The organism is Pseudomonas sp. PA-6-3C (assembly GCF_021605825.1).
Classification (GTDB): Bacteria; Pseudomonadota; Gammaproteobacteria; order Pseudomonadales; family Pseudomonadaceae; genus Aquipseudomonas; species Aquipseudomonas edaphica.
In genome coordinates, this window is the sequence record NZ_WKDV01000023.1 from 40,103 (window position 1) to 57,830 (window position 17,728).

Below are 17,728 nucleotides of genomic sequence, written 5' to 3' on the forward strand. Positions count from 1 at the left end.
TCATACTCAATAGATATATAAGGGGACTTAGAGTGAACAAGTCGGAACTGATTGATGCTATCGCCGCATCCGCTGATATCCCGAAAGCTGCTGCTGGCCGTGCGCTGGACGCAGTAATCGAATCCGTCACTGGCGCTCTGAAGGCCGGCGACTCCGTGGTACTGGTAGGCTTCGGTACTTTCTCTGTGACTGACCGCCCAGCTCGCACTGGCCGTAACCCACAGACTGGCAAAGCACTGCAAATCGCTGCTGCCAAAAAACCAGGTTTCAAAGCCGGTAAAGCCCTGAAAGAAGCGGTTAACTAAGCTTCGTTCAAGCCTTGCCTACCCGGGTCAGACGCAGGTCTGGCCTGGCAGCGGAGCGGCAGCTGACCCACGTATCCATCGGGTCGCCAGGGCCTGGGGTGTTGGTTCAAAACCCCGTCCGCTCCGCCAGTTACGAGAAGGCGCATCCTCGGATGCGCCTTTCTTCTATCCGGACTCTACCCACGCTCCACGGTTGCCTAATTTTTGAAGATCAACCGTTTCTGGGGGACGCATGCTGCAAAATATCAGGGACAATTCACAAGGCTGGATTGCCAAGACCATTATCGGGATCATCGTCGCATTGATGGCGTTCACCGGTATCGAGGCCATTTTCCAGGCTTCGGGTAACAACAAGCAGGACGTGGCCAAGGTCAACGGTGAAGAAATCACCCAGACCGAACTGGGCCAGGCCGTTGACATGCAACGTCGCCAGCTGATGCAACAGCTGGGCAAGGATTTCGATGCTTCGCTGCTGGACGAAAAACTGCTGCGCGAAGCGGCTCTGAAGGGCCTGATCGATCGCAAGCTGTTGCTGCAAGGCGCCGCTGATTCCAAGTTCGGCTTCTCTGAAGCTGCGCTGGACCAAGTGATCCTGCAGACGCCGGAATTCCAGGTGGACGGCAAGTTCAGTGCCGAACGCTTTGACCAGGTGATCCGTCAGCTGGGCTACACCCGTATGCAATTCCGTCAGATGCTGACCCAGGAAATGCTGATCGGCCAGGTTCGCGCAGGCATCGCCGGCAGCGGTTTCGTCACCGACGCCGAAGTGCTGGCTTTCGCCCGTCTGGAAAAACAGACCCGCGATTTTGCCACCGTCAACATCAAGACTGACCCTGCGGCGGTGAAGCTCACCGACGATGAGGTCAAGGCTTACTACGACAAGCACGCCAAAGAGTTCATGACCCCGGACCAAGTGGTCATCGATTACCTGGAACTGAAGAAGTCTTCCTTCTTCGACCAGGTCACCGTCAAGGACGAAGAGCTGCAGGCTGCCTATCAGAAAGAAACCGCCAACCTCGCTGAACAGCGTCGTGCCGCGCACATTCTGATCGAAGTCAACGACAAGACCACCGACGCGCAAGCCAAGGCCAAGATCGAAGACATCCAGGCACGCCTGGCCAAGGGTGAGAAATTCGAAGCCCTGGCCAAGGAGTTCTCCCAGGATCCAGGTTCGGCCAACAATGGCGGTGACTTGGGCTTTGCCGGCCCTGGCGTCTACGACCCGGACTTCGAAACCGCCCTGTATGCCTTGAACAAGGACCAGGTGTCGGCGCCGGTGCGCACCACTTTCGGTTGGCACTTGATCAAGCTGTTGGGCGTTGAAGCACCTGAAGTGCCATCGTTTGCCAGCCTGAAAGACAAGCTGACCCGCGAGCTCAAGACCCAGCAGGTCGAGCAGCGTTATGTCGAAGCGACCAAGCAATTGGAAGACGCGGCATTCGAAGCCTCCGACCTGGCTCAGCCGGCGTCCGACCTGAAGCTGACCGTGCACACGTCCGCGCCGTTTGGCCGTGAAGGTGGCGAAGGTGTTGCGGCCAACCGTGCCGTGGTCACCGCAGCGTTCAGCCCGGAAGTGCTGGATGAAGGTGCCAACAGCAGCGCTATCGAGCTGGACCCGGAAACCATCATCGTGCTGCGTGCCAAAGAGCATCTGAAGCCTGCGCAACTGCCGCTGGAAAGCGTGTCGGCTGCGATCCGCACCCAGATGACCAAAGAGCGCGCCATCGCGGCTGCCAAAACCCATGCCGACGAGTTGATCGCCAGCCTGCGTGACGGCAAGACCCCGTTGAACCAGCTGATCGACGGCCAGGCCTGGAAGGTCACTGAAGCGGCGACCCGTAACGCTGAAGCGATCGAGCCGGCCGTGCTGCAAGCCCTGTTCCGCATGCCTAAGCCTGCGGCCAAGGACAAGCCGACCTTCACCACCGTGACCCTGGCTGACGGTAGCCTGGTGATCGTGCGCTTGAACGGCGTCAACGAAGCTGCAGCCCCTACCGACGAAGAAAAGGCGCAATACCGCCGCTTCCTCGCCTCGCGTATTGGCCAGCAGGACTTTGCTGCCTACCGCAAGCAGTTGGAAACCAAGGCTGACATCAAGAAGTTCTGATGTTGGTTTGAATAGAAAAGCCCCCGGTCTGAAAGGACCGGGGGCTTTTTTTTTGCGCAATTGTCGGCTCAGAACTGATCGTTCCCACACTCTGCGTGGTAATGCATCCCGTGACGCTCTGCGTCACCCGTACGCAAGTACAGAAAGCGGGACGCGCAGACGGGCTCAGAACTTCAGTTTGCCCCAGCTCAAGCCAATCACAGCTGCCACGGTCGAGGCCGTCAGCACACTCAGTTTGGCCGCTGCCAACAGTTCCGGGTCGGAGAAGGCCAGGGACGAGATAAAGATCGACATGGTAAAACCAATCCCCGCCAGCAGGCCGACCAGGCCGACACCGCTCCAGGTGACTCCGTCGGGCAGCTTGCAGATATTGAGTTTGACCAGCGTGATGCTCGCCAGCATCACGCCCAACGGTTTGCCGATCACCAGGGCGAAGATCACGCCCATAAACACGCCATGGGGCAGCGGATGCTCAAGGTTCAAGCCTTGCAAGCTGACACCGGCATTGGCCAGGGCGAACAACGGCATCACACCGAATGCGACCCACGGATGCAACGCCGACTGCACGCGCTGCACCGGCGGCATCAGTTCGCGCTGGGCTTCGCGCAGTTGCTTGAGCGGCTTGGCGACCTGGTGCGAGTCTTCGGCCGGTCGCGAGAGGCGATCCATCAGCTCGTTGAAGGTGCGGCCGATGGTGTCCAGTGGGCGTTCGGTGGTCGGTTTGGAACTGACCGGCGTCATCAGGCCCAGGATCACCCCGGCGAGGGTCGGGTGCACGCCGGTCTTGAGCAGGCCGAACCAGACAATCGCCCCCGGCAGCAGATAGATCGCCGCCTTGCTGATGCCCATTCGTTGGAACACCAACACCAGGGCTAACCCACCTGCGGCAACCACCAGACCCATGTAGTCCAGGCTTGCAGTGAAAAACACCGCAATGATCAGGATCGCAACGATGTCGTCGATAATGGCCAGTGCCAGCAGCAGGACGCGTACACCGCTGGGGATGGATTTGCCCAACAGCGCCAGCACGCCGACGGCAAAGGCAATGTCGGTGGCGGTGGGCACGGCCCAGCCACTCGCGGCGGCGGTGCCATGGTTGAGCGCGGTGTAGATAATGGCCGGCATCACTACGCCACCCAGTGCGGCGCCCAGCGGCAGGGTCGCGAGTTTCAGGTTGGCGAGTGCGCCGTCCTTTATTTCCTGACGTATCTCCGCACCTACCACCAGGAAGAAAATGGTCATCAGGCCGTCATTGACCAGAAAGTGCAGGGAGCGCGACACACTGAAATCGCCCAGCCCGAGGGTAATCGGGGTGTTCCAGAAGTGTTCGTAGGACGCGGCGGCCGGGCTGTTGGCCCAGATCAACGCTGCAATGGCCGCCAGCAACAGGACGATGCCGCTGACGGCTTCGATGCGTGAAAACCGCTCAAGGGCCGACAGTGCGCCCTCGGTCAATGCCTGGGGGCGAGGGATGGCAGGGTGTTTTTTGGGCACGACAAGTCTCCATTGGCGGCCCGACCAATGCTTTGCTTTAACCTGCGTTGTGCCCTATGCAGTCACGCACCCAGGGTGATGATAGGAAGTTGATGAATAAGTTGTAAACAATGTTGTCAGGGTTAAGGGCTTTTTGTCGGTGGGTGCAGAAACCCGCGCGCCAATTGCTGGTACAACTCCGGCCCCATCCGCGAACTGACGGCTTTGGCAATCAGCGCCACCGCCATCAGGCTGATCACCATCCCGTGGCTGTCGATCATCTCCATTACGATGATCGCCGAGGTGATCGGCGATTGCGTCACGGCAGCCAGGAAGCCCACCATGCACAGCGCAATGATCGGTTGCGCTGCCAGCGCGAAAAACTCGGCTGCGTTGGCGCCCACGGCCGCGCCGACGGCCAGCGACGGGGCAAAAATGCCGCCCGGAATTCCGGAAAAATACGTCACGACCGTCGCCAGAAAACGCGTGACAGGCGCATGCCACGGCAGGCCGACATCGGCGGCAATGATCTGCGAAGTAATCCCGTAGCCGCTGCCGAAGGACATCCCGCCGCTGAGCCAGCCCAGGATTGCGACCACCAGCCCACACGCCCCGGCGAACCAAACCGGGTGGGCGCGCCGCCATTCCCAGACCACAAACCTGTGGTAGCGCTGGGGCCACAGCAGCATGCGACTGAACAGCCCGCCGAGCACGCCACAGCCGATGCCTGCCGCCAATACCGGAACAATGATGTCGAGCTTGATCCCTTCAACGTCCAGGTGGCCAAAATAGTTGTAATTGCCCTGCAGGGCGATGGCGACCATCCCCGACAAAATAATGGTGCTGAGCAATACCCCGCTGGTGCGGGTTTCTAGCTTGCGCCCCAACTCTTCTACTGCGAAGGCGACGCCGGCCAGCGGCGTATTGAACGCGGCGGCGATACCGGCGGCGCCGCCGGCCAGGATCAAGTCTTCGCTGCGGATGATGCGTGCATTGGGCAGGTAGCGATGAAAGAAATGCATGATCGATGCCGCCACTTGCACGGACGGCCCTTCGCGCCCGGCAGAGAAACCGCCGGTCAACGCCAGTGTTCCGAGGCCTATCTTGGCCAATGCGATGCGCAATGACACCAGCTTGCTGACGTCCTGTCCTTTGTTGGCCAGGCGAGTAGCGGCGATGACCTGGGGAATGCCACTGCCTTGGGCTCCGGCAAAAAAACGTGTGGTCAGCCACACCACCAGCATGCCCACCAGCGGTGTGTAGAGGAAGGGCAGCCACGGATGGGCGCTGGATTGCTCGGCGAACTGAGTGAGCGCCACGTCAGCCAGGCGCGCAAACATCACCACCATCAGCCCGGCGATGGTGGCGCCGGCCCACAGGGTGATCCGGGTGCGCCAACGCAGCGAGGTAAAGCGGCGGCGCAGTGAAATGAACGGTTTGATCACCCAGGTGAATTCCGAATAAGTTTCAGGGTGTTTCAAGATTAACCGTATATCAAGCGCTTGTCCTCGCGATGCGCCGTGTCGCGGCCAATGCCAAAAGCACCAACCCGGCAACCGCCCACGGGAACAACGCCACCCCCGATGTTTGTAGCAACATACCGCCTGCTAGCCCGCCGCCGGCAATCCCCAGGTTCCACACCGTCACCAGCATTGACTGCGCTGCGTCAGCCGAGTCGCCGGCAGACTTGGCCAGTGCCGTTTGCAACAGCGCCGGCAAGCCACCAAAGGCCAGGCCCCACAGCGCCACGCTGGCATACACCGCACGGGTGGAGGTCATCCACACGCCCAGTGCCAGGGCCGATACGGCAAACATCACGCAACTGATGATCAGCAGGCGCCGCAAGTGTTGATCAATCAGCATGCCCGTCAGCCAGATGCTCAACAGGGCCGCCAAGCCGAATACCAGCAGTATCCGGTCGATGTCGGCGGCTATTCCGGCAGGCACCAGTAACGGCGCGATGTAGGTGTAGAGAATGTTGTGCGCCAGCACGTAGGTAAAGGTCACCCACAACACTGGACGAATACCTGGCAGGCTCAGTACCTGGCGCAAGCCCAGGCGCTTTTGTTCCGGCTGGCCGGCGAAGTCCGGCAGTTGCCAGCGCGCCCACACCAACAGCAACAGCGTCAGCCCGGTCATGATTGCAAAGCTCAGGCGCCAGCCCACCGCAGCGCCGAGGAACGTGCCGGCAGGTACACCCAGTGACAAGGCCAGCGGTGCGCCGAGCATGGCCACAGCAATCGCCCGGCCTTGCAGGTGCGGGGCCACCATTCGGCTGGCGTACCCGGCCAGCAGTGCCCAAAGCAACCCGGCGAACACCCCGGCAAAAAAGCGCGCGGCCAGGGTCAGCCCGTAATGGGTGGACAGTGCCGTCACGCTGTTGACCAAGGCAAAGCCGCCGATGGCAATCAGCAGCAAAGGGCGCCGCCGCCAGCCTCGGGTCAGTAGGGTAAGGGGGATGGCCGCGAGTAACGAGCCAAGGGCATACAGGGTCACCAGTTGGCCGACTAACGCCTGTGAAACCTGCAGCCCTTCGCCCATCTGAGGCAGCAGCCCGGCCGGCATGGCCTCGGTGAGAATCGTGATAAACCCTGCGCACGCCAACGCCAGTAAGCCGGCGAGAGGCAGTGCGTCCTTTACGGCCGTGGCGGCCGGGCCGGTAATCGAAGGGCAGTCGCTCATGTTGCGTCTCCATGCAAAAGGTCAGGGAGGCAGAGTAGGGGGCTGCGGGTTGCGGAAAAACAGGCTAAGGTTCCGAACTTATCGGACGTCAACGTCCGCAATCAAAAAGGGTAGGGCAATGGACAGTCTGAGCGGCCTTTCGGTGTTCGTGCAGGTTGCGGAAACCCGCAGCTTCACCGCAGCTGGCCGCGTTTTGGGGGTGTCATCTTCGGCGGTGGGCAAAAGCATCGCGCGCATGGAAGAACGCCTGGGCGTGCGGCTGTTTCATCGCAGCACACGCAGCGTCACCCTGACCGGCGAAGGCGCGTTGTTCCTCGAGCGCTCGCGGCGGATTCTGGCCGAGGTGGAGGCGGCCGAGCAGGAGCTGACTGAGGCCGGCGCCACGCCCCGAGGCACGCTGCGCATCAGCTTGCCGCAGGTGCGTGGGCTGTTGATGCCGGTGCTCAGCGATTTTATGCGCGCCTACCCGGACATCGAGCTGGATGTGGATTTTTCTGACCGCATGGTGGACGTGATCGAGGAAGGTTTTGATGCGGTGATTCGTTCCGGCAAGCCGGAAGATTCGCGGCTGATGGCACGTCATCTGGGGCATTACCAACTGGTGTTGGTGGCCTCGCCAGGCTACCTGGCGCAATACGGCACCCCGCAACACCCGCAGGACTTGAGCGACCATGCCTGCCTGCGCCACAAATTCTGCGCCACCGGCAAGCTGGAACCCTGGCCACTGCGCCATGTGCCCGGCGTGGCGGAGCCGGTGTTACGTGCGCCGCTGATCAGCACCACCATCGAGTCCCTCAACTATGTGGTGCACGAAGGTTTGGGCATCGCCTGCCTGCCGGACTTCATGGTCAAGGAGGCGGTGCGCCAGGGGCGTCTGCAACGGGTGCTGGATGAGCACCTGGTCCACCGTGGCAGTTTCTGGATGCTGTGGCCCTCGAGTCGCTTTGCCTCGGCCAAGCTGCGGGTGTTTATCGACCATATGTCTGCCGGGCTTTTCCCTGCGCAGGCGGTGTAATAACGCTGTGACGTTTTACCGACAGGAATGTGCGCGCCAACCCTGCGTTCTGTTGCACAATAGCGCCCTGACTGTTTTCCTCAGGATTTTCGATGTCGACATCATTTCACTTGCGTAGCCTCGGGTTGGCGCTCGTGCTGGCGGGCGCTGCGGGCTGCTCGTCACCCAAGACCGCTATTTATGAACATGAGAATTTCGACGACTCCGGTACGTTCTCCCGTGATTACCCGGTCAGCGATGTGGCGGCCTGTGAAGCGGCGCGACGTGCGCTGTTGAGCCAGGGTTACATCATCACCAGCAGCGACCCCAAGCTGGTGGTGGGTAACAAGAGTTTCCAGCAAACCGGCGAAACCCATCTGCAAATCAGCTTCAACGTAGTGTGTGCCGATGATGGCAAAGGCGCCAAGCATTCGACCATGTTTGCCAATGCCTTGCAGGACCGCTACGCGCTGAAGAAGGTCAACAACTCCGCCAGCCTCGGCGTGGGTGTGTTGGGCTCGGTGTCGATGCCGATCGGCTCAACCGATGATTCGATGGTCAAGGTGGCCAGCGAGACAGTGACGGCACCGAAGTTTTACGATCGCTACTTCTCGCTGGTGGATGTGTTCCTGCCCCAGGACGTGAAGGCGGCCGAGCATATTCCAGAGAAGCCCAAGGCTGAGCTGGGCATGCCGGAGCCGAAAGCGGCTGCGCCTGCCGATAAGCCTGCGCCTGCCGATAAGGTAGCGCCCGCCGATAAGGTAGCGCCTGCCGATAAGATAGACGCGCCCAAGGACGCTCCGGTAGCGCCCGCCGTGTCGGAACCGCTGGCACCGCCGCCAGAGGCGGCACCGATTGCGCCACAGGCCGAGCCGGTGCCGACCACTGCGCCAACACCTGCACCGGCTGCGGAACCAGCGCCTGCGCCGACCAACCCGAACCTGCCGGCGCCGACAGAGGCGATCCCACCGCTGCCAACGCCTGGGCGGTAACTCAGACCGCTACGGGGTTCGTCTTGTCGACGTTGATCCCGTAGCGGCTGATGGCCTCGCTCACCTTGTCACGCCCGATCACGCCGTCATCGGCCAGCGCCTTCAGCGCCGCCAGCACGATGAAGTGGCGGTCCACCTCAAAGAATTCGCGCAGGGTTTCGCGGGTGTCCGATTGCCCAAAGCCATCGGTGCCCAGCGCCACAAAACGGCGGCCGTGTACAAAGGGGCGGATCTGGTCGGCGAATAGCTTCATATAGTCCGTCGCCACCACCACCGGCCCGCTGTGTCCGGCCAGGCTGGTTTCCACGTAACTCGCACGCGGTTCGTCCTGCGGATGCAGCAGGTTCCAGCGCTCCACCGCGTGCCCGTCACGGCGCAATTCGGTCAGGCTGGTGGCGCTCCAGACATTACTGGCTACGCCAAAGTCCTTGTCGAGCAGTTGCGCTGCGCCAATTACTTCGCGCAGGATCGAGCCGCTGCCCATCAATTGCACCTGCGCCTGCGGATGCGTGCTCAGCGGATACAAGCCTTTGAGAATCCCGTCCTCCACGCCTTCGGGCATGGCCGGGTGCGGGTAGTTCTCGTTGAGCAGGGTGATGTAGTAGTAAATGTCCTCCTGTTCGACGTACATGCGCCGCATGCCTTCGCGAATGATCACCGCCAGCTCGTAGGCAAAGGTCGGGTCATAGGCGACGCAGCAGGGGATCACCGACGCCAGGATGTGGCTGTGGCCGTCGTCATGCTGCAAGCCTTCGCCCATCAGCGTGGTGCGGCCGGCCGTGGCGCCCAGCAGAAAGCCGCGAGCGCGGGCATCGCCGGCGGCCCAGGCCAGGTCGCCGACGCGCTGGAAACCGAACATCGAATAGAAAATGTAGAACGGCACGGTCATCAAGCCGTGATTGCTGTAGGACGTACTCGCCGCAATCCACGAAGAAATAGCCCCGGATTCATTCAGGCCTTCCTGCATGATCTGTCCGTCTTTGCTCTCTTTGTAGTAGCTCAATTGCCCGGCGTCTTGTGGGGTGTAGAGCTGGCCGACGGCGGAATGAATGCCGATCTGGCGGAACAGGCTCTCCATGCCGAAGGTGCGCGACTCGTCCGGCACGATGGGTACGATCAGCTTGCCCAGGTGCGGGTCTTTCAGCAGCGTGCCGAGGATGCGCACAAACGCCATGGTGGTGGAGATGGCACGCTCGCCGGTGTCTTTGAGTTGGGTGGCAAAGGCGCTCAGTTCGGGAATCTGCAAGGCCTCGACTGCAGTGTGTCGTGCTGGCACATAGCCGCCCAACGCCTGGCGACGGGCAGCGAAGTAGCGGGCTTCTTCGCTGTCGGCGGCGGGCTTGAGGTAAGGGATTTCGTCGAGTTGGTCATCGGCCACTTCCAGGCCGAAGCGGTCGCGAAAGGCTTTTACTGCATCAGCGCCCATCTTCTTCAACTGGTGATTGATGTTCTGGCCTTCGCCCGCTTCGCCCATGCCAAAGCCCTTGACGGTTTTGGCCAGGATCACCGTCGGTTGGCCCTTGTGGCGCACGGCAGCGGCGTAGGCATTGTAGACCTTGTCCGGGTCGTGGCCACCGCGTGAGAGTTTCCAGATATCGTCGTCGGACATGTCGGCAACCAGCGCCAATAATTGCGGGTATTTGCCGAAGAAATGTTCACGCACATAGGCGCCGTTCTGGGATTTGTAGTTCTGGTAGTCGCCGTCCACGCACTCCATCATGCGTTGTCGCAACAGGCCGCTCTGGTCCTTTTCCAGCAGCGCATCCCAGCCGCCGCCCCAGATCACCTTGATCACATTCCAGCCGGCGGCGCGGTACAGGCTTTCGAACTCCTGGATCACCTTGGCATTGCCACGCACCGGGCCATCCAGGCGCTGCAGGTTGCAGTTGACTACAAAGATCAGGTTGTCGAGCTTCTCGCGGCCGGCCAGGGAGATGGCCGCCAGGGATTCCGGCTGGTCCATTTCGCCGTCGCCCAGGAATGCCCACACCTTGCGGCCTTGGTGTTGCTTGAGGTCACGGAACTCCAGGTAGCGCATAAAGCGCGCCTGGTAGGCGGCGGTAATCGGGCCCAGGCCCATCGATACTGTCGGGAACTGCCAGAAGTCCGGCATCAGCCGTGGGTGCGGGTAAGAGGACAAGCCCTCGCCACCGGCCTCGCGGCGGAAGTTGTCCAGCTGCGCTTCGCTGATGCGGCCTTCGAGGTAGGCGCGGCCGTAAATGCCCGGGGAGGAGTGGCCCTGGATGTACACCAGGTCGCCGTCGAAGGTATCGGTTCGGCCACGGAAGAAGTGGTCGAAGCCTACGTCGTACAGGACGGCGGCCGACGCGTAGGTCGCAATATGCCCACCAACACCCGAGTGTTTACCCGCACGCAGCACCATCGCCATGGCATTCCAGCGAATAAACGCATTGGTGCGCCGCTCGATGGCCAGGTTGCCGGGGTAGGGCAATTGGCGGTCAACCGCGATGGTGTTGACGTAAGGCGTGGTCACCCGCCCGTAGAAGTCACCATGGCGCGCAACGTCGAAATCCAGCAACTGATCAATCAGGTAGTGGGCACGCGGGCGGCCTTCGGTGGACAGCACCGATTCGATGGACTCCAGCCACTCGCGGGTTTCCTGTGGATCGTCGTCCAGTCTTACTGCGTTATTGGGGGTCATGTGAGGCTCCAGGGTAGGCGGATTTCAAGCAGCGGGCTCCTTGTGGGAGTTGCGCAAATGTAATTGCAATTGCAACTACATGACTGAATCTAGCGCGGGATGAGCTACTATTGCAACCTTCTTGAAACTCCCCGGATGGTGTTGCATGTCGTCGAAAGAGCCAGATGTATGGTTCCGTTTTGTCAGGGCCCACAGGACGGTCATCCGAGAAATCGAACGCCGCCTGGCTGCAGCAGACCTGCCGCCCTATGCCTGGTATGACGCGTTATGGGGCCTGGAAAGCGGCCCCGACGGCACACGGCGCATGCACGAATTGGCCGATGTGCTGGCGATTGAGCGCTACAACCTCACACGCCTGGTAGACCGCCTGGAAAAGGACGGCCTGGTAGTGCGTTCACGCTCCGACGGCGATGGCCGCGCAGCGTTTGCCTCGATCACCGAGGCCGGCCGGGTGTTGCGTAAAAAGATGTGGAAAATCTACGAAAGCACGGTGGATGAGCTGTTCCTGTCGCAAATCGAGCCTGAGCAGCGCCAGCTGTTTGCCGATACCTTGGAGCGCACTGCGGGGTTGGCGGTGGAGGCGGGCGTGCAAACCCGCAGTCGACGCAAGATCTAATAGCTGACGAAGATCCAATGTGGGAGCTGGCTTGTCGAATCGTCGCACCGCTGCGATAGCCTCACCACGGTGTACCTGACACGGCGAGGTGAGGCCATCGCAGGCAAGCCAGCTCCCACATGTTTGACCGCGTGCCCATGCATCACAGTGGATACCGACGCATCGCCGTTTCGACCTGCTCAACACCAATACGGCCTTCATCGGCCAACGCCCGCAGCGCACACACCACAATCCAATACCGACTGGGCGCAGACGCCTGCACCGACCCCGCACCCAACCCGACAAACCGCGCCTGCACATACGCCGCCAACTGATCGACAATCGCCTGCGGATAGCCGGTCACGGCAATCACCGGCGCGCTGCTCCCGGCCAGGCACTCATGCAGATGGCAGCTTTGCCGGGCAGCCATCGGGTGCAGGCGATTCCAGCGCTCGGCCGCCGCTGCCTCACGGGCCAGCCGCGTGTAGCTTGGGCAGCTCCATACCTGCGCCGTCACGCCCCAATCCTGTTCAAGCAATTGCGCCGCGTGGGTCACGTCCTCGAGCGCTCGGCCCGCACCCAGCAAGCGCACCTCCCCAGTGTGAGTACGCTGGAGCGGGTACATGCCCTTGAGCGCGTTTTCACGATCCTGCTTATCCAGCCTCGCTGTGCGCTGTTGATCATGCAGCGCGAGGTAATAAAACCCCGGCTTGCCGTCGACATACAGCGCGCGAATCCCGGCCAGCACAATCGCCCGGGCTTCTTCGCCGGACGCCGGGTCATACGGCGTGCAGTGCGGGTTGGTCGCCAGCCACAACGGCAGCGACGGTTGCGCGCCCCTGGGCCAGGCAGAGGGCTGGTTCTCGACGTCGTTGCAGAGGATGCCGCGCTGCGTGGCGGCCTGCGACAGCCCACATAACTGCGCCGACGATGCTGCACGGTGCAGGTACAGCATGGGTTTTTCGCCGGTATTGCGCGCAAACCAACTGGGCCAGTTGCCCACACGGCGGCTGCGTGACTGGCCACGAATCACCCAGGCCTGTCGGCTGAATTCCAGGGTATTGGCCATGTTCATGACCGTGTACAGCGGCGAGCCGGGCGGCGGGGCGGCACTGCTCAGCGCATCGATACAGCGCTGCGCGGCTTGGGCGGTAGAGACAGGCATGGTCGAGGCTCCTTGCTGCGAAGTCTCGTACCCTAATGGAAATCTGTTATTGATTGCAAATGCAATGATTGCAATAGCACCTCAAGATTCCGGCGCTAAATCGATCCAACCCTGCTACGTTTTATCTTGAAGTGCAGGAACGTCATGGCGCCGACATTTTTTCGTCATCACGGCACTTTAGGCTGGGCTTGCAGGTCATTTATCTGCAAGCGCTTTTAACCAAGAAGGAGTCCGCCATGGACGAATACCAGGAAGAACTGCTGGAGTACCACGCGTTTGAACTGGATCCGCTGGATCCGGCCGATGACGCCACCGAGCTGTAACACCGACTTCAGGCGGAACGCCGCTGACTGCGGCGAAATTCCCCTGGGGTCTGGTTGTTCCACCGCCTGAATGCCCGTTGAAAGGCTTGGGCTGAGGCAAAACCGAGCAAGTAGGCGATCTCGCCGAACGCCAGTTCCGTGTCGCGAATGTAGGTCATGGCCAGATCGCGGCGGGTATCGTTGAGAATTGCGCGAAACTGCGTGCCTTCGTCGGCCAGTTTGCGGCGCAGCGTCCAGGTAGGCAGCTTCAAGCGTGCCGCCACTTCTTCCAGGTCGGGTTCCCGGCCACCATTGAGCATCGGCCCAAGCAACCTTGTGATGCGCTCGCGCAGGCTGCGGGTGCGGGTGAGCTGCTCCAACTCCTGTTCACATAACTTCAACAACAGCTGCCAGGTGCTGGGGCAATGCTGCGGGTTACGCAGACTCAGGGTTGGCTGGTTGAGGCGCAGTTGGTTGGCCTCGGCACCGAAATGCACGGGGCTGTCACCCAGCACGCGGTACTGGTCGCTGTACTCAGGGGCTTCAAACTCGATGTCGATGCGCTGGGCCTGCACCGGTTGTTGGGCCAGGCTCGACAATTGCTGCAGCCAGCCGGCGATGATCGAGTCCACCACAAAGCGGTTGTAGGCGTTGTATGGGCTGATGGAATAGAAGCGCAGCCAAGCGCCTTCGGCGTCCTCATGAAAGCTCGACTGGCCACGATAGTTGGAGCCGTACAGCGCTTCAAACCGCGTCAGTGCGCGCGCCGCTTCGCGTACGTTCGGCGCCTGTGCGGCGGTGACGCCGGCCAATCCCGCCTGGCTCAGACGGCTCAATTGACCCATGCGCAAGCCCAGGCCGGGGTCGCCGGTCAGTTGGATGGCGGCGTGGCCCAGGCGCATATAGCGCGGGATCGACAGGCGCGCCCCGGCTTCGGCAAGGCGCGCCGGGTCCAGGCCGTATTGCAGCAGCAGCGGCTGCGGGTCCAGGCCGTGGCTGTGGACGGCGTCGGCCAAGGACTGAACAAAGCCCACCGACAAGTCCCCAAGGCGCACCGGCTTCACGGCGTTACAGCCAGATATTCAGCAGGCGCGCGCCACGGGCGTCGTTGCCCGCCGTGACGTGCCCGTCGTTGCTGAGGAAGCTGTGCCCGGCGGTGCCCAAGTCCCAGAACTGCCCACGCAGGAACACACTCATGCCGGCGCTGGCCTGGCTGATGGGCTGCTGGCTGATCAGGGTGAGGCGGCGCCAGGCTTCGCCTTCACTGAGTTCTTCGGGCTTGAGGCTGATTTCCGGCGGCGTGGACACGCTTTTAAAGCCGCGCCATGGGCGGTCCCAGGTGTCGCGGCCGGTCACGAAGGCCGGCACGGCCACCAGTTGCGCACCTTGCTCGTTGAGCTTGCGGTAATTGTCCGGGTACCAGCTGTCGCTGCCGATCAGGATGCCCAGGCGCCCGGCCGGCGTGTCGACCACGCTGACGATATTTTCGTCACCCGGGGCGATAAACCCGCGCTCATCGTAAATCGGGTAAAGCTGGCGCTGTGGCTCGCCGATGGGCAGGCCATCGGCCGCAAACACCACGCTGGCGTTGTACAGCGCGCCATGGCCAATGTGCAGTTGGCCCTGGCTGACACTGGGGTTGGGCAGCGCGATGGAGCCGGCCACCAGGGTCACGCCGAATTCTTTGGCCAGGCCGCCGAACAGCACTTGATAGTCGCGTGCCATGGCCGGTGCCTTCATACGCAGGTAGGCGTCGTCCATGCGGTTATCGCCTTTGGCGCTGATCCAGGCGCGGGCAAACTGCAACGGGTTGCTGGCGGACAGCCAATTCATGGCGTCCTTGAGGTGAGTGGCCTGGTACAGCTCATTCTTTTCGCCGCTGAGCATCAGCCAGGTGCCGATATGTTCCGGCAGCACGACGACGGTCTTGGCGTTGATCAAACCTTGGTCGCGGGCCTTTTGCAGGTAGGCCGAGAGTTTCAGGTGCAAGCGTTCCAGGCTCTGGTAATCAGCAGGGAACAGCTCGGGTTGGATGCCCAGCAGGTTGCCACGGTCGGCGGGCTCGCCTTCATTGACGGCCAGGGTGATACGCAGGTCCGACAGGTAATGCGCCACGGGGCGCTCCTGGGTCCAGACCAGATACGCGGCGATGGCGGCAACCAGGGCCATGGAGACGGTGAACGCTAGAAGTTTACGCATGGGGCAACAGACAACAGACCGTGTGCAGGGTTCGCCGACTAGGGTAGGGCTGATGCACCGGCTTGCCAAGGGGCACTGTGCATTTGGATCAATAACTTGTCAGTTACGGTCATTGAGCGGTCGTCCATCGCCTCTTAGTCTGTGGGACATAAACCGATGGCAAGCCGTTCGAGCCTGCCACGTCCCGTGATGATCCGTTGTGGAGCTGTACCATGACCGCTGCTGCCTACCCGCACCTGCTGGCCCCGTTGGACCTGGGTTTTACCACCTTGCGCAACCGCACCCTGATGGGCTCGATGCACACCGGCCTGGAAGAAAAGCCCGGCGGCTTCGAACGTATGGCCGCCTATTTTGCCGAGCGCGCCCGTGGCGGCGTTGGCCTGATGGTCACCGGCGGCATCGGCCCGAACGATGAAGGCGGCGTATATGCCGGTGCCGCCAAACTGACCACCGACGAAGAAGCGCAAAAGCACAAGATTGTGACCCAGGCCGTGCACGCAGCGGGCGGCAAGATCTGCATGCAGATCCTCCACGCCGGTCGTTATGCCTACAGCCCCAAGCAGGTGGCGCCGAGCGCGATCCAGGCGCCGATCAACCCGTTCAAGCCCAAGGAGCTGGACGAGGAGGGCATCGAGAAGCAGATCCAGGATTTTGTCACCTGCTCGCTGCTGGCCCAGGTGGCCGAGTACGACGGCGTGGAAATCATGGGGTCCGAAGGCTACTTCATTAACCAGTTCCTCGCCGCCCACACCAACCATCGCACCGACCGCTGGGGTGGCAGCTACGAAAACCGCATGCGCCTGGCCGTGGACATCGTGCGCCGGGTACGCGAAGCAGTAGGTCCGAACTTCATCATTATCTTCCGCCTGTCGATGCTCGACCTGGTGGAAGGCGGCAGCACCTGGGAAGAGATCGTGCAGCTGGCCAAGGCCATCGAAGGCGCCGGTGCGAGCATCATCAACACCGGTATCGGCTGGCACGAAGCGCGTATCCCCACTATCGCCACTAAGGTGCCGCGTGGTGCGTTCAGCAAGGTCACCGCCAAGCTGCGTGGCGCGGTGCAGATTCCGTTGATCACCACCAACCGCATCAACACCCCGGAAATAGCCGAGCAGATTCTGGCTGAAGGCGATGCGGACATGGTCTCGATGGCGCGCCCGTTCCTGGCCGACCCGGAGTTCGTCAACAAGGCCGCTGCCGGCCGCGCGGATGAAATCAACACCTGCATCGGCTGCAACCAGGCCTGCCTGGATCACACCTTTGGCGGCAAGCTGACCACCTGCCTGGTCAACCCGCGTGCCTGCTACGAGACCGAGCTGAACTACCTGCCGGTCAAGCAGATCAAGAAAATTGCGGTGGTCGGTGCCGGGCCTGCGGGGCTGGCGGCGGCCACCGTGGCGGCTGAGCGCGGCCACCAGGTGACCCTGTTCGATTCGGCCAGCGAGATCGGCGGCCAGTTCAATATCGCCAAGCGCGTGCCGGGCAAAGAAGAGTTCTTCGAAACCCTGCGCTACTTCAAGCGCAAATTGCAGACCACCCACGTCGAGCTGTGCCTCAACACCCGCGTGGATGTGGCGCAACTGGCGGCGGGCGATTACGACGAGATCATCCTGGCCACCGGCATTGCGCCGCGCACGCCGGCGATTCCGGGCGTCGACAACGCCAAGGTGCTGAGCTACCTGGATGTGATTCTGGAGCGCAAGCCGGTGGGCAAGCGCGTGGCGGTGATCGGCGCCGGCGGCATCGGCTTCGACGTCTGCGAGTTCCTCGTGCACGAGGGCGTGTCCACCAGCCTGGACCGCGAGGCGTTCTGGAAAGAGTGGGGCATCGACACCCAACTGCAAGCCCGTGGCGGTGTGGCCGGCATCAAGCCGCAACCCCACGCACCGGCACGTGAAGTGTTCCTGCTGCAACGCAAGACCTCCAAGGTCGGCGATGGCCTGGGCAAGACCACCGGCTGGATCCACCGCACTGGCTTGAAGAACAAGCAGGTGCAGATGCTCAACAGCGTTGAGTACCTGAAGATTGATGACGATGGCCTGCATATCCGCATCGGCGCCGAGGGCGAACCGCAGGTGCTGGCAGTGGACAATATCGTCATCTGCGCCGGGCAAGACCCACTGCGCGAACTGCAGGATGGGCTGGTCGCAGCCGGCCAGAATGTGCACCTGATCGGCGGCGCCGATGTGGCGGCCGAACTGGATGCCAAGCGCGCCATCAACCAGGGTTCGCGTCTGGCTGCCGCGCTGTAA

At 61.9% G+C, this 17,728-nt stretch carries 14 protein-coding genes; 7 read left to right on the forward strand and 7 right to left on the reverse strand.

All coding sequences use genetic code 11. From position 1 onward, the window contains the following. The first annotated feature begins 32 nt into the window (after positions 1 to 32). The gene (locus GIW48_RS16715; RefSeq protein WP_003174819.1) at positions 33 to 305 is read left to right on the forward strand and encodes an HU family DNA-binding protein; all 273 of its coding nucleotides are present in this window, start codon (positions 33 to 35) and stop codon (positions 303 to 305) included. 232 nt (positions 306 to 537) lie between these two features. Further along, the gene (locus GIW48_RS16720) at positions 538 to 2,412 is read left to right on the forward strand and encodes a SurA N-terminal domain-containing protein (RefSeq protein ID WP_236461637.1); all 1,875 of its coding nucleotides are present in this window, start codon (positions 538 to 540) and stop codon (positions 2,410 to 2,412) included. A 165-nt stretch (positions 2,413 to 2,577) separates the two neighbouring features. On the opposite strand, the gene nhaA is transcribed toward GIW48_RS16720, so the two are convergent. From nhaA to GIW48_RS16735, 3 genes are all read right to left on the reverse strand, one after another. Next, complete coding sequence (gene nhaA / locus GIW48_RS16725) at positions 2,578 to 3,906, reverse strand: Na+/H+ antiporter NhaA (protein ID WP_099550020.1); 1,329 nt, start codon at positions 3,904 to 3,906, stop codon at positions 2,578 to 2,580. 122 nt (positions 3,907 to 4,028) lie between these two features. Beyond that, positions 4,029 to 5,330: a chloride channel protein gene (locus GIW48_RS16730; RefSeq protein WP_026013645.1), complete on the reverse strand. Its 1,302-nt coding sequence runs from the start codon at positions 5,328 to 5,330 to the stop codon at positions 4,029 to 4,031. A 49-nt stretch (positions 5,331 to 5,379) separates the two neighbouring features. Continuing rightward, the gene (locus GIW48_RS16735) at positions 5,380 to 6,567 is read right to left on the reverse strand and encodes an MFS transporter (RefSeq protein ID WP_170040754.1); all 1,188 of its coding nucleotides are present in this window, start codon (positions 6,565 to 6,567) and stop codon (positions 5,380 to 5,382) included. Positions 6,568 to 6,685: 118 nt separating this feature from the next. On the opposite strand from GIW48_RS16735, the gene GIW48_RS16740 reads away from it, so the two are divergent. Both GIW48_RS16740 and GIW48_RS16745 read left to right on the forward strand, forming a co-directional pair. Continuing rightward, positions 6,686 to 7,582, forward strand: a complete 897-nt coding sequence (locus tag GIW48_RS16740) for a LysR family transcriptional regulator (protein ID WP_236461640.1) — start codon at positions 6,686 to 6,688, stop codon at positions 7,580 to 7,582. A gap of 92 nt (positions 7,583 to 7,674) precedes the next feature. Next, positions 7,675 to 8,553: a DUF2242 domain-containing protein gene (locus GIW48_RS16745; protein ID WP_236447907.1), complete on the forward strand. Its 879-nt coding sequence runs from the start codon at positions 7,675 to 7,677 to the stop codon at positions 8,551 to 8,553. A 1-nt stretch (position 8,554) separates the two neighbouring features. On the opposite strand, the gene aceE is transcribed toward GIW48_RS16745, so the two are convergent. Continuing rightward, entirely contained in the window at positions 8,555 to 11,215 is a 2,661-nt protein-coding gene (aceE, locus tag GIW48_RS16750; RefSeq protein WP_236461645.1) for a pyruvate dehydrogenase (acetyl-transferring), homodimeric type, read from the reverse strand. A gap of 145 nt (positions 11,216 to 11,360) precedes the next feature. Between aceE and GIW48_RS16755 the strand changes: the two genes are divergently transcribed. Beyond that, a complete protein-coding gene (locus tag GIW48_RS16755; protein WP_058420905.1) occupies positions 11,361 to 11,831 on the forward strand; it encodes a MarR family winged helix-turn-helix transcriptional regulator in 471 nt (156 codons plus the stop codon). A 142-nt stretch (positions 11,832 to 11,973) separates the two neighbouring features. On the opposite strand, the gene GIW48_RS16760 is transcribed toward GIW48_RS16755, so the two are convergent. Then, positions 11,974 to 12,975, reverse strand: coding sequence for a transketolase-like TK C-terminal-containing protein (locus GIW48_RS16760; RefSeq protein ID WP_236461648.1), 1,002 nt, complete (start codon positions 12,973 to 12,975; stop codon positions 11,974 to 11,976). A gap of 188 nt (positions 12,976 to 13,163) precedes the next feature. On the opposite strand from GIW48_RS16760, the gene GIW48_RS29705 reads away from it, so the two are divergent. After that, positions 13,164 to 13,298: a hypothetical protein gene (locus GIW48_RS29705; RefSeq protein ID WP_017136475.1), complete on the forward strand. Its 135-nt coding sequence runs from the start codon at positions 13,164 to 13,166 to the stop codon at positions 13,296 to 13,298. 8 nt (positions 13,299 to 13,306) lie between these two features. On the opposite strand, the gene GIW48_RS16765 is transcribed toward GIW48_RS29705, so the two are convergent. Further along, positions 13,307 to 14,341 (reverse strand): AraC family transcriptional regulator, encoded by a 1,035-nt coding sequence (locus GIW48_RS16765; RefSeq protein ID WP_236461649.1) that lies wholly within the window; start codon positions 14,339 to 14,341, stop codon positions 13,307 to 13,309. 4 nt (positions 14,342 to 14,345) lie between these two features. Beyond that, positions 14,346 to 15,476: a carbon-nitrogen hydrolase family protein gene (locus GIW48_RS16770; protein ID WP_017136477.1), complete on the reverse strand. Its 1,131-nt coding sequence runs from the start codon at positions 15,474 to 15,476 to the stop codon at positions 14,346 to 14,348. 212 nt (positions 15,477 to 15,688) lie between these two features. Here GIW48_RS16770 and GIW48_RS16775 point away from each other — a divergent pair, with 212 nt between their 5' ends. Further along, on the forward strand, positions 15,689 to 17,728 hold the full coding sequence (locus GIW48_RS16775; protein WP_099550029.1) for an NADPH-dependent 2,4-dienoyl-CoA reductase: 2,040 nt from the start codon (positions 15,689 to 15,691) through the stop codon (positions 17,726 to 17,728).

Excerpts from the sequence above, each read along its gene's own strand:
- aceE (WP_236461645.1), bottom strand. The coding sequence starts at position 11,215 with ATGACCCCCAATAACGCAGTAAGACTGGACGACGATCCACAGGAAACC.
- GIW48_RS16740 (WP_236461640.1), top strand. The coding sequence starts at position 6,686 with ATGGACAGTCTGAGCGGCCTTTCGGTGTTCGTGCAGGTTGCGGAAACC.
- GIW48_RS16755 (WP_058420905.1), top strand. The coding sequence starts at position 11,361 with ATGTCGTCGAAAGAGCCAGATGTATGGTTCCGTTTTGTCAGGGCCCAC.
- GIW48_RS16760 (WP_236461648.1), bottom strand. The coding sequence starts at position 12,975 with ATGCCTGTCTCTACCGCCCAAGCCGCGCAGCGCTGTATCGATGCGCTG.
- GIW48_RS16770 (WP_017136477.1), bottom strand. The coding sequence starts at position 15,476 with ATGCGTAAACTTCTAGCGTTCACCGTCTCCATGGCCCTGGTTGCCGCC.
- GIW48_RS16720 (WP_236461637.1), top strand. The coding sequence starts at position 538 with ATGCTGCAAAATATCAGGGACAATTCACAAGGCTGGATTGCCAAGACC.
- GIW48_RS16745 (WP_236447907.1), top strand. The coding sequence starts at position 7,675 with ATGTCGACATCATTTCACTTGCGTAGCCTCGGGTTGGCGCTCGTGCTG.
- GIW48_RS16775 (WP_099550029.1), top strand. The coding sequence starts at position 15,689 with ATGACCGCTGCTGCCTACCCGCACCTGCTGGCCCCGTTGGACCTGGGT.
- GIW48_RS16735 (WP_170040754.1), bottom strand. The coding sequence starts at position 6,567 with ATGAGCGACTGCCCTTCGATTACCGGCCCGGCCGCCACGGCCGTAAAG.